Annotated in this window: 12 protein-coding genes; 5 read left to right on the top strand and 7 right to left on the bottom strand. The window is 63.8% G+C overall.

Features of this window, described 5'->3' with window-relative positions; all coding sequences use genetic code 11:
• Positions 1-357, bottom strand: a 357-nt coding sequence (locus V6M52_RS10840; protein ID WP_332701034.1) for a glycoside hydrolase family 25 protein, incomplete at its 3' end; no start/stop codon positions are given.
• A 180-nt stretch (positions 358-537) separates the two neighbouring features.
• Here V6M52_RS10840 and V6M52_RS10835 point away from each other — a divergent pair.
• Positions 538-2,061, top strand: coding sequence for a YifB family Mg chelatase-like AAA ATPase (locus V6M52_RS10835; protein WP_332701033.1), 1,524 nt, complete (start codon positions 538-540; stop codon positions 2,059-2,061).
• Between the two features lie 51 nt (positions 2,062-2,112).
• Here the strand turns inward: V6M52_RS10835 and cfa are convergent, their stop codons facing one another.
• On the bottom strand, positions 2,113-3,228 hold the full coding sequence (gene cfa / locus V6M52_RS10830; protein WP_332701032.1) for a cyclopropane fatty acyl phospholipid synthase: 1,116 nt from the start codon (positions 3,226-3,228) through the stop codon (positions 2,113-2,115).
• A 138-nt stretch (positions 3,229-3,366) separates the two neighbouring features.
• Between cfa and V6M52_RS10825 the strand changes: the two genes are divergently transcribed.
• Positions 3,367-3,999 carry a cold shock and DUF1294 domain-containing protein gene (locus V6M52_RS10825; RefSeq protein ID WP_332687295.1) on the top strand — a complete coding sequence of 211 codons (633 nt, stop codon included), beginning with the start codon at positions 3,367-3,369 and terminating at the stop codon, positions 3,997-3,999.
• A 152-nt stretch (positions 4,000-4,151) separates the two neighbouring features.
• Here the strand turns inward: V6M52_RS10825 and aceA are convergent, their stop codons facing one another.
• Positions 4,152-5,435, bottom strand: coding sequence for an isocitrate lyase (gene aceA, locus V6M52_RS10820; RefSeq protein WP_332701031.1), 1,284 nt, complete (start codon positions 5,433-5,435; stop codon positions 4,152-4,154).
• Positions 5,436-5,671: 236 nt separating this feature from the next.
• Positions 5,672-5,899, bottom strand: coding sequence for a hypothetical protein (locus tag V6M52_RS10815; RefSeq protein WP_332701030.1), 228 nt, complete (start codon positions 5,897-5,899; stop codon positions 5,672-5,674).
• A gap of 151 nt (positions 5,900-6,050) precedes the next feature.
• Here V6M52_RS10815 and V6M52_RS10810 point away from each other — a divergent pair, with 151 nt between their 5' ends.
• The 3 genes from V6M52_RS10810 (at position 6,051) to V6M52_RS10800 (ending at position 8,165) form a co-directional block, all read left to right on the top strand.
• A complete protein-coding gene (locus V6M52_RS10810; RefSeq protein WP_332687289.1) occupies positions 6,051-7,460 on the top strand; it encodes a helix-turn-helix domain-containing protein in 1,410 nt (469 codons plus the stop codon).
• A 76-nt stretch (positions 7,461-7,536) separates the two neighbouring features.
• Positions 7,537-7,896, top strand: coding sequence for a VOC family protein (locus V6M52_RS10805; protein WP_332701029.1), 360 nt, complete (start codon positions 7,537-7,539; stop codon positions 7,894-7,896).
• A complete protein-coding gene (locus tag V6M52_RS10800) occupies positions 7,896-8,165 on the top strand; it encodes an ArsR/SmtB family transcription factor (protein ID WP_332687285.1) in 270 nt (89 codons plus the stop codon). The genes V6M52_RS10805 and V6M52_RS10800 overlap by 1 nt, the downstream gene beginning before the upstream one ends.
• A 2-nt stretch (positions 8,166-8,167) precedes the next feature.
• Here the strand turns inward: V6M52_RS10800 and V6M52_RS10795 are convergent, their stop codons facing one another.
• The 3 genes from V6M52_RS10795 to V6M52_RS10785 all read right to left on the bottom strand — a co-directional run bounded on the left by V6M52_RS10795 (position 8,168) and on the right by V6M52_RS10785 (position 11,494).
• The gene (locus tag V6M52_RS10795; protein ID WP_332687283.1) at positions 8,168-8,884 is read right to left on the bottom strand and encodes a helix-turn-helix transcriptional regulator; all 717 of its coding nucleotides are present in this window, start codon (positions 8,882-8,884) and stop codon (positions 8,168-8,170) included.
• 240 nt (positions 8,885-9,124) lie between these two features.
• Positions 9,125-10,243, bottom strand: coding sequence for an epoxide hydrolase family protein (locus V6M52_RS10790; RefSeq protein WP_332701028.1), 1,119 nt, complete (start codon positions 10,241-10,243; stop codon positions 9,125-9,127).
• Between the two features lie 240 nt (positions 10,244-10,483).
• Entirely contained in the window at positions 10,484-11,494 is a 1,011-nt protein-coding gene (locus tag V6M52_RS10785; protein WP_332687279.1) for an aldose epimerase family protein, read from the bottom strand.
• Positions 11,495-11,555: the final 61 nt, after the last annotated feature.

The following is an 11,555-nucleotide window of genomic DNA, read 5'->3' as shown; positions in this document are numbered from 1 at the left end:
CCAGGTCATGAAGTGATAGGCGCCGCGCGGCATGCCGGCATCGCGTGCCCGCACCCAGTTGGCGCGGAAATTGGGGTCGAGATAGTCCTTGCCCTCGGTCGCCTTCATGAAGACGAAATGCATACCCGAGGCAAAGGTCTGGCGGAAATCGATATTTTCCTGGTAGCGCGCCACGTCGACCCCCTGGATCGGCAGGGTGCGGGCGCGGTCGACGCCCGAATGCGGGCGGTTGTCGCCCTGGATCGGGCCATAAAGCCCGCCGCCCGAGGAACAGGCCACCAGCAGTGCGGCCAGCAGGGCCGAAATGGCACCCTTTGCGATCGTGGAAAACGAGGGAAAAGGCCGGCTGGCAAACATCGGAAAACCACTCACGCAAGAATACAAATGAGCCTTTGATTCAACATGAGCGGGTTAATGGGCGATTAGGTTTACCTTTGTGGCAAATGGCGTGGTTAACAGGTCGTATTTTGTTCGCTTTACGTTCTTGTTTGCCGAAATCCACTTTGCTAAGCTGGCATCGGGCTTGGGGAATTGGGCATGGTCACCCGCGTTGCCACCGTGGCGTTTCAGGGCATCGAGGCGGTGCCGGTCGATGTGCAGGTGCAGATCGCGCCCGGCATCCCCAAGATCATCCTGGTCGGCCTGCCTGACAAGGCCGTCAATGAATCCGGCGAGCGGGTGCGCGCCGCGCTCATTGCCTCGGGGCTCGGCCTCCCGCCCAAGCGCATCGTGGTCAATCTGGCGCCGGCCGACCTGCCCAAGGAAGGCAGCCACTATGACCTCCCCATCGCCCTGGGCATCATGGCGGCCATTGGCGCCATTCCCCAGGATGCGCTCGACGGCTATCTGGCGCTGGGCGAGCTGGGGCTGGACGGACGGCTGGCCCATGTTGGGGGCATATTGCCGGCCGCCATTGCCGCCCAAAGCCGCGATCTTGGCCTGATCTGCGCCGAACCCTCGGGCGCCGAAGCCGCCTGGGCCGGCGAAGACCTCGATATCGTGGCGGCGGAGAGCCTCCTGGCTTTGGCCAATCACCTGACCGGCCATCAGCTGGCGGCCCGACCATTGCCGCGCAAGCGATTGCTCAACACGGCCCTGCCTGATCTCAGCGAAGTGCGTGGCCAGCTGGTGGCGCGGCGGGCGCTGGAAGTGGCGGCTGCCGGCGGGCACAATATGCTGATGGTGGGGCCGCCGGGTGCCGGCAAATCGATGCTGGCAGCGCGGCTGCCCTCCATCCTGCCGCCGCTCGATCCGCGCGAGCTGCTCGATATTTCCATGATCCAGTCCATTGCCGGCGAACTGGTCAATGGCGCCCTCTCCGACCGCCGGCCCTTCCGCGCCCCGCACCACTCCGCCTCCATGGCGGCTTTGGTGGGCGGCGGATTACGGGTGCGGCCGGGCGAAGTGAGCCTGGCCCATAACGGCGTGCTGTTTCTCGACGAATTGCCCGAATTCGCACCCAGCGTGCTCGATAGCCTGCGCCAACCCCTGGAATCGGGCGAGACGGTGATTGCGCGCGCCAATGCGCGGGTGAGCTATCCGAGCCGGGTACAGCTTATTGCGGCGATGAATCCCTGCAAATGCGGGCTGGCGGGCACGCCCGGCCATACCTGCCGGCGCGGCAAGGCTTGCGCTGACGATTACCAAGGCCGGGTCTCGGGCCCCTTTTTCGACCGCATCGATATCCGCATCGACGTGCCGGCCGTCACCGCCGCCGACATGATCACCCCTTCTGCCGCGGTCGAGAGTTCAGCCGTGGTGGCCGAGCGCGTGGCGCGGGCCCGCGCGCGGCAGCGCGAGCGCTTCGCCGAGCATGGCGCGCCGGACATCTTCACCAATGCGGCGGCCGGGCCGACGCTGATCGAGACGGTGGTCAATCCTGATCGGGAAAGCCAGGCTCTGCTGTTGCAGGCCGCCGAGCGCTTCAACCTCTCCGCCCGCGCCTATCACCGCGTGCTCAAGGTCGCCCGCACCCTGGCCGATCTCGCCGGCATGGAAAAAGTCGGCCGGCCCCATATCGCCGAGGCACTGAGCTACCGGCTGAACTTCGGCGTGGCCTAAGGGATAGCCCTGTGCATAAGCCTGTGGATAAGTGTTTCACGTGAATCCGCGTCAGCGGATGCTGGCATAGCCGCCGGACACGCCATGGGGCGACAGCACGACCTGCCACAGGCTGATATTGCGGGCACGGAACAGCGCGGCGAAGACGTTGAGATAATAGCGCCACATCCGGTAGAAACGCGCGTCATACGAGGCACTTAACTGCGGCCATGCCGCCTCGAACCGGGCATGCCAGGCCATCAGGGTCTTGTCGTAGTCGGCTCCGAAATTGTGCCAGTCCTCCATCACAAAGAGGCCCTCTATGGCTTTGCCGATCTGGGGGATAGAGGGCAGCATGCCATTGGGAAAGATGTATTTTTCGCTCCACGGATCGCCATGGGTGGTGGAGTGATGTCCGCCGATTGTGTGCAGCAGAAACAGCCCGTCTGCCGCCAGCATGCTTGCGGTTTTCTCGAAATAGGCCCGGTAATTCTTGTAGCCCACATGCTCGAACATGCCGATCGAGATGATCCGGTCGAATTGCCCGTCCAGCGCCTGATAGTCGAGCAGTTTCGTTTCGACCGGCAGGCCGGCAGTACGCTCATTGGCGAGGGCGGCCTGCTCCTTGCTGACCGTGACGCCCAGCCCCGACACGCCATAGCGTTCGGCGGCAAATTTGAGGAAGCCGCCCCAGCCCGAGCCGATATCGAGAATATGCATGCCCGGCACCAGGCCCAGCTTGCGGCAGATCAGGTCGAGCTTGGCCTCCTGCGCCGCGTCGAGATCCCGGGCGTCTTTCCAGTAGGCGCAGGAATAGATCATCCGCTTGTCGAGCATGGCGGCATAGAGGTCGTTGCCGATATCATAGTGCTTCTCGCCCACCTCGGTGACGCGCAGGCGCTGCAGATTGAGCAGCCGGCCGCGGGCAACGCTCCACATCTCCGCCAGGTCCTTGGGGAAGGCGTCCTGGATGCTGGCATTGATCAGGCGGAACAGGCACTGATCGAGTTCTTCGGCATCCCACCAGCCGTCCATGTAGCTTTCGCCAAGCCCCAGCGTGCCGTCCCGCAACAGCCGCGCCCAGAGGCCATCATTGTGGACATGGGGGTCCCACGGATCGGCGCCATTGAGGGTGACGCCAGCCTTTTCGAGTTGATTGAGAACGAAGCGCTTGGCCGATTTGGACATGGCAACAGCAGATGCCTGGTTGACGCAGACAGAGCCTACGCCCATCGTCGAATGCCGATCAACACTAAATTGCGATTGGTGAAGTCGTGTTAACCGGCCGCCCCATATTTGTCGCCGTGACGTGCCAGCAGGATGACAATGCGCAAAGCGGGCGAACTGATCCAGTGGACCAACAAGGGCGGCTATGGCTTCGTGCGCGATGACGCGGGGCGGGACTATTATGTCCATATTTCCAAGGTGACTCCGGGCGCGCGGCCCCGCATCGGCGACATGGTGTCATTCGAGACGGGGACCGGCCGCAAGGGGCGCCCCTCCGCCATCAACGTTATCATCACGGCGACCAGCCCGACCCCTTCGCCGACCTTGCGCGATGTCAGGCAGGGCTCGGGCAATGTCTCGCGCTTCAAGATCGGACTACGCACGGCCGCCGCGACGGTGCTGACGCTGCTGATCCTCTGGGCCATCGCCGGCGACCGGGCACCAGCCTGGCTGGGCCTGCTCTATGCCGCCATGGGGGCGGGGTCGGCGTTGCTCTATCGCTTCGACAAGCTCTATGCGCTAACCGGCAAATACCGCGTCAGCGAGACCAATCTGCACGTGGTCGACCTCTGTTTCGGCATCATTGGCGGATTGGCAGCGCAGGAAGTCTATCGCCACAAGACGGTCAAGCCGCGCTTCGTCGCCACCACCTGGGCCATTGCCCTGGCTCATACTCTAGGTCTGGCTGCCCTGGCCTTCGGAGGGCTGGGGGGATTGCTGCCGGGGGCTTGATCGCCCCTCTTCACCTCTCCCTTTGGGGGAGAGGTCGACCCGAAGGGTCGGGTGAGGGGGCCTTCGCCAAGCCCTCACCCAGTAAAGGCCCCCTCACCCGTTGGCTGCGCCGCCGACCTCTCCCCCAAGGGAGAGGTGAAGGACGGCGCCCCTCAATGGAACTGCGCCGTCTCGGTGCTTTCCCCCATGGCTGTGGTGGCACTCTTGCCTTCGCTCACCGCCATGGAGACGGCGTCGAAATAGCTCGTGCCCACCTCGCGCTGGTGCCGGACGGCCGAGAAACCGTGCGGCTCGGCGGCGAACTCGGCCTGCTGCAACCGGCTATAGCCCGCCATGCCGTCGGCCTTGTAGGCGCGAGCCAGCTCGAACGTGGTGAGGCTCAGATTGTGGAAGCCCGCCAGCGTGATGAACTGGTATTTGTAGCCCATGGCCGCGATTTCGCGCTGGAAGCTGGCCATGGCGGCCTCATCCATATGCTTGGCCCAGTTGAAGCTGGGCGAGCAATTATAGGCCAGCATCTGCTCGGGATGCGCCTTGCGCACCGCTTCAGCGAACTTCTTCGCCTCGGCCAGGTCGGGCTTGCTGGTCTCGCACCAGATCAGATCGGCATAGGGCGCATAGGCGATGCCGCGGGCGATGGCGGCGTCGATACCACCCTTGAGCTGGTAGAAGCCCTCGGCCGTGCGTTCCTTGCTGACAAAGGGGGCGTCATAGGGATCGATATCTGAGGTGATGAGCCGTGCCGCTTCGGCATCGGTGCGCGCCATGATCAGCGTCGGCACGCCCATGACGTCCGCCGCCAGTCGCGCCGCATTGAGCGTGCGGATGAACTGGCTGGTCGGCACCAGCACCTTGCCGCCGAGATGCCCGCATTTCTTTTCGCTCGCGAGCTGATCCTCGAAATGCACCGCAGCGGCCCCGGCCTCGATCATCGCCTTCATCAGCTCAAACACATTGAGCGCACCGCCAAACCCGGCTTCGGCATCGGCAATGATGGGCACGAAGAAATCGAGATCGGTGGTGGCAATGCCGTCGGCCTGCTCCATGGTCTGGATCTGGTCGGCCCGCTGCAGCGCCTTGTTGATGCGCTTGACCACGCTGGGCACGCTGTCGACCGGATAAAGGCTCTGGTCGGGATACATATTGCCCGATGTATTGGCGTCGGCCGCCACCTGCCAGCCGGAAAGATAAATGGCCTTGAGCCCGGCCTTGACCTGCTGCACCGCCTGGTTGCCGGTAAAGGTGCCCAGCGTCGGCACAAAATCCTCGCTATGCAGCAATTCCCATAGCCGCTTGGCGCCACTCTCAGCCAGCGAGTGGCGGATCGGCAGCGAGCCCGAAAGGCGGGCCACGTCGGTCTGGCTATAGGTGCGGGCAATATTGCGCCAGCGGTCGGGTGCATAGTCGGGGGTCGGGAAAATTGGCTTGTCGAGCATGGTTGTCTCCTCCTTGGAGCATGGCTTCGCCGATCCGGTGGGCCGGCGGGTTTGATGATTCACGTGGAACAGTTGTTGCGCTCAGCGCGGATCGAACCGCATCCGCTGCGCGGCACCTCCCCCTCGACGGGGGAGGTTGGGAGGGGGTGGCGGTTGCCCCGAATATCCGGGCTAAACACCCCCCACCCTTGATCCCTCCCCGCAAGGGGGAGGGTGTCGACTGAGAATTTTGTGACCTACCCCATCACCTTTCGGCTGAAGGTCGCGGCGATCATGCCGTTGCCGGAAAACAGCTCAGTGCTGCCCTCCCCGCCGACCAGCGAAAACTGGTGCCGGCCGATCTTGCCGGCAATGGCATAGCCCTGCTCATCCAGCCTGCGGGCCTTGAACTGTTCCATGGCCTGCACGGCCGTGGGGGCGATGATGGTCAGATATTCCTCGCGTTCGCTGATCGACGGGCTCATGCTAAAGTCTCCTCACTTCGTTGGTGTAAAGATTTGACAAATGGCCGGAACATGCAAGAAATAACCGCATAAGGGCCAGTAAAGCTGTAAAGCGCGGTCAAGTTCGGGTGCAGCTTTGTAAAGTCTGTCAAGCTACGCCGGAGGAGGAAGCATGGACGAGACGTCCAATATGCAGATCGGCGGGCGCATCAAGCGCCTGCGGCGGCAACGCAAACTGGCGCAGGCCGACTTGGCGCAGGCGCTGGGCATTTCGGCCAGCTATCTCAACCTGATCGAACACAATCGCCGCAAGGTGACCGTGCCTTTGCTGTTTTCGATCGCCGGCCATTTCGGGGTCGAGCCGGGCGAACTGGTCGACAGCGACGAGGGCCGGCTGGTCGGCGACCTGATGGAAGCCTTTGGCGACGATCTCTTCGCCGATAGCGACGTGACCAATCTGGAAATCCGCGACCTGGCCCATGCCAATCCGGCCGCTGCCCGCGCCATTCTCAAGCTCTATGATCGCTACCGGCTGGTGGCCAAGTCAGGTCCGGCGCCGGCAGCGCCCGGCGAGGCCGAGCCGTTTCACCTCGCCACCGACGCCATTTCCGATTTCCTGCAGGAAAACGCCAACCACTTCCCGGCGCTGGAAGCGGCGGCCGAGCGCATCCGCGCCGATATCGACCATTCCGGCGACAATTTCGACTATGGCCTGCGCACCTATCTGTTCAACGTCTTTGGTGTCGAGGTGCAGCTCGCCTCCCTGCCGCACGGCATTGCCCGCCAGCTCGACCCGCGGCGCAATCATCTGCTGGTCTCCGACATCCTGCCCGCCGAATCGGCGCTGTTCCTGGTCGCCCACCAATTGGGGCAATTGGCGGCCGGCGGCGAGATCGACGCCATCATTGCCGACTCCACCCTGCCTGAAGGCGACGCCCCCGCTCTCGCGCGCAACGTCCTCGCGGCCTATTTCGCCGCGGCTCTGGTCATGCCCTATGAGCCGTTCCTCCGCGCCTGCCGCGACTATCGCTACGATATTGAGCGCATCGGGCGGCGGTTCGGGGCAAGCTTCGAACAGGTGTGCCACCGTATGACGACGCTGCAAAGGAAGGGCGCATCGGGGATACCGCTGCATCTGGTGCGCACCGACATTGCCGGCAATATTTCCAAGCGCTTCTCGCTCTCGGGCATCCACATTCCGCGCCATTCCGGCGCCTGCCCGCGCTGGAACATCTATTCGGCCTTTCTCGCCCCCGAGCGCATCAATATCCAGCTCAGCCAGATGCCGGACGGGCAGCGCTATTTCTGCATTGCCCGCACCATCGCCAAGGGCGACTACCGCTACAACGCGCCGCGCCGCTATATGTCGATCGGCCTGGGCTGCTCGATCCACCACGCCAAGGAAATGATCTATTCCGACGGCATGGATCTGGGCGGCGATAGCCAGCTCGTCCCCATCGGGGTGGGTTGCCGCATCTGTCCGCGGATGGAGTGCGGGCAGCGGGCCCATCCCCCCGCCGATCACCGGTTCAAGCTCGATGACATGGTGCGGCCGGAGAGCCTCTATGCGCGGATGGGGTGAGCCTGCTTGACAGTTCGGGAAAAGGCGAAATATGCTGCATAACATTTCGTCTTTACCCGAATCATGGAGCGCGACGATGAGCCATCCGCAGCGCAAGACCCATCACATTAACGGCTTCGGCCATTTCGACATCGCCGGACCCGAGCTGGCGCCGCTAGAACGCTTCTATACCAACCTCTTCGGTTGGGATGTCACGCCGCGGGGTCCAGGCTATGCCATGGTCGCGACGCCCGAAGGCAGTCCCAATGGGGCCATCGTCGAAACGCCCGTACCATCGCTGACCTTCGGTGTGGTCGTTGCCGATCTCAATGGCGCACTGGACCTGGCAGTGCGTGAAGGCGGGCGGGTCGTACTGCCCAAGACCGACAATGGCTGGGTCAAAAAGGCTCAGATCGCCGATCCGGCCGGCAACGTGCTGACCCTGATCGAGGGTTGATGGATATCGACCTCGACCAGGTGCTGCGCGCCCTGTCCCATCCCGATCGCCGCCTGTTCCTGCGGGCCTGCCGGGACGCGCCACGCGCCGCGGGGGAGCTGGCAGACCTCTCCAATCTGGCTGTGGCCACCGTATCGGAACATCTCAAGGTGTTACGAACGGCGGGCCTGCTGACCCTCGACAAGCAGGGCCGCAACTGGTTTTACCGGACCAATCCCGCCGTGCTCAAGGCGGCGCGGCGCGGCCTCAAGAATATCCTCCAAGACTGAGCTCAGCGGAGATCCGTCCCGCCACTGCGCCGGTCATATTGCCAACTGTCGCGCCATTCGCGTTCGAGTACGGCGCGGCGCTTGCCATAGCGCTCGTCGGTCAGCGTCAGCGCCACGATGCGGTCGGTGCGGAAGTTGCGGAAGGCGGTTCTGAGGCAACACCAGGCGGCAATGACCTGCTTGCCCTCATAATAGGCCAGCTGCACGGGCCAGATGGCCCGCTCGGACGGATTGCCGTTTTCGTCTGCATAGGAAATCTGCAGCGCCTTTTCGGTGCGCATCGCCTGGCGCACCTGGCCCAGAATCGGCATGGGCTGTCGCGAATCGGCGCTCCAGACGGCGACGGGCCAGAGGCCGGTATCGTTGATGCGGTCGCGCAGATCCTCGGGTGAGGCGGTGGCGATCTTGGCCAGCGCGTTCTTCGCCGCCGCGCCCAGGCCATCGTCCGGCTGCGCGCCGACCCAGCGGGCCCCCAGCACCAGCGCTTCCAGCTCTTCGGGCGTGAACATCAGTGGTGGCAGGAAGAAACCGGGTTTCAGCATGTAGCCGACTCCCGCTTCGCCATCGATGGGCGCACCCAGACCGACCAGGGTCTGCACGTCGCGGTAGAGCGTGCGCACGGAAACGCCCTGTTCCTCGGCAAGTGCGGCCGCGGTAACCGGGCGGCGATGCCGGCGCAACGCATCCATGACCGCAAAGAGACGCTCGGTCTTGTCCATGCTTTGTTCTCCCTTGGGAGCTCTTGATGCCAGATTCTGCCGACGTGGTCCATGGCCCGGAAATCCCCACCAGTTCCCCTTCTCCCCTTGCGGGAGAAGGTGCCCGAAGGGCGGATGAGGGGGCTCGCGACATCCGCGAACATCGAAGCAAGGGATGGCGCAGCACCCCTCACCCTCGAAAATCCGCTGAACGCGGATTTTCTATCCCTCCCCGCAAGGGGGAGGGTGTCGACTGCGAGCTCAGGAAATCTGGCCATGAAACGCTCGGATGTCATGGGCCAGGGCCTCGGGGACCTCGAGCGCCGGGAAGTGGCCGCCTTCGCTCAGCTCGGTCCAGCGCACGATGTTCCAGAGATGCCGCTCGCCCCAGGCCCGAGGCGCCGGATTGTCGGCGGGTAACAGCAGCACGGCATGCGGCACGTCATGCCTGGGCGCCTTCTTGGGCAGCTCGGTATCGGCAAAGGCTTCCTTGTAGAGCCGGACCGACGATCCGATGGTCTGGGTGAACCAGTAGACCGACAGGATCGTGCAGAGATCGTCGAGATCGAAGGCGTTGAGCATCTCTCCGCCGGTATCGCCCCATTTCTGGTACTTCTCGAGAATCCAGGCCGCCAGCCCCGCCGGGGAATCGTTGAGCCCCACGGCAAGCGTCGCGGGCTTGGTGCCCTGGATCATGGCATAGGCGCCTTCGGCAAAGCCCCAATAGTCGATCCTGCCGAAATAGGCCTGCTCTTCGGGGGTCGGATCCTCCGGGCGCGGAAAGCCGGAATAGACGTTGACGTAATGCGCCCCGATCAGGCGCTGTGGGAAATCGCGCACCAGCGCCATTTCGGCGCCACCGCCCAGATCCGAGCCGGATACGAGGAATTTGGGGTAACCGAGCCGCGTCATCAGCTCGGCCCAGAGCGGCGCCACGGCGCTGAGATTCATGCCCGGTCTGCTTGGCTGGCCGGAAAAGCCATAGCCGGGCAGCGAGGGGACGACGACGTCGAAGGCGACCCCATCGACGGGTTGGGTCAGCAGCGGCACGAGCGGCAGCAGCTCCACGAAATTGGACGGCCAGCCATTGGTGAGCAGCAGCGGGACATTGGTGCTGCCCTGCCCTTTGGCATGGACGAAATGCACGACCTCGCCGTCAATCACCTCCGTGAATTGCCGGAAAGCGTTGAGCCGCGCCTCGGCGGCACGCCAGTCATACTGCTTGCCCCAATAGTCGATAAAGCGGCGCAGGAACCCATCCTCGATGCCATAGCCCCAGCCGGCGCCGTCCACGGTCTGGGGAAAACGGGTGGCGGCCAGACGGGATTTCAGGTCCGCAAGATCGGCGTCGGGGATGGCGATGCTGAACGGGGTGGGCATGATGGCTCTCCTGTTTCGTTGGAGAGACAATGCCGGAGCGCCCTGACAGGTGGTGGCAGGATGCTAAGGGGCGGTGGTCCCCTTCTCCCCTTGAGGGAGAAGGTGCCCGAAGGGCGGATGAGGGGTCAGCGGTCCCCATACGTATCGAAGCATAGGGGAACGCAGCACCCCTCACCCTGACCCTCCGCTGAACGCGTCGGGTCGTCCCTCTCCCTCAAGGGGAGAGGGGAAGGGCGTGACTTAAGCGATCTCGATTTCGCACCAGTGGCGATAGGGGCGTTCGGGCGAATAAATCACATTGGGGAAATGCGGATTGTGCACCGCATCGGCAAAGGCCTGGTCTTCGAGGCAGAAGCCGGCATGCTTCTTGTAGCTCTTGCCATTGAGGCCCGGCACCGGGATATCGGTCCAGACGCCATTATAGACCTGCACGCCGGGCCGGTCGGTCCACAGCTTGAACGTCAGGTCCTGGTCCGGCGAGACCACGGTGGCGATGGCATCCGCATTGTTGCGGCCAGTGTCGAGCGCCATGCCGATGTCGTAGTCGACCGGCTTGCCCGCCGCATCGCGCATGGTGCGGGGCGTGCGCAGATCATAGATCGTGCCGCGCGATGGCAGGATGGCGCCCGTGGGAGCGAGATCGCTGCCCAGCTCGGTATAGGCGCTCGAATTGACCTGAATGGCGTGGTCGAGCACATCGGATGTGGTGCCGAGATTGAAGTATTGATGCTGCACCAGGCTGATCGGGGTAGCCTGGTCGGTGGTGGCGCTCAGCTCCAGCCGCAGCCTGTTGCCCTTGAGCGTATAGGTCGCCGAAAAATTGACATTGCCGGGATAGCCCATAGCGCCGTCCGGCGAAAAATGGGTGAAGCGCACCGCATTGTTGGCCTCGTCCACCTGCCCGTCCCACACCTGCCGTCCCAGGCCCTCGGCGCCACCATGCAACTGCAGATTGCCGGCATTGGCTGGGAGCTTGTAGGTCTTGCCATTGAGCTCGAACGAGGCATCCTTGATGCGGTTGGCGACACGCCCGGCCAGCGAGCCCAGATGCGGGCTATGGGCGGGATAGGCATCGAACTGCTCAAAGCCCAGCACCACCGAGCGTTCCCCACCGGCCACCGGCACGCGCCAGTCGCGCACCACCACGCCATAGCCGATGATATCGACGGTGACCCCGGTCGTGCTGACGAGGCGGAACTGGTCCACCCGCTTGCCCTGGTATTCACCGAATGTCGAAACCGCAATGGCCATGCCTGCCTCCTCAAATTGCGGGCCACGTGTAGCCTGCTTTTTCATGGCCCTGCAACGTCGC

Source organism: Devosia sp. (assembly GCF_036676215.1).
GTDB lineage: Bacteria > Pseudomonadota > Alphaproteobacteria > Rhizobiales > Devosiaceae > Devosia.
This window is presented reverse-complemented; position numbering and strand designations above follow the sequence as displayed.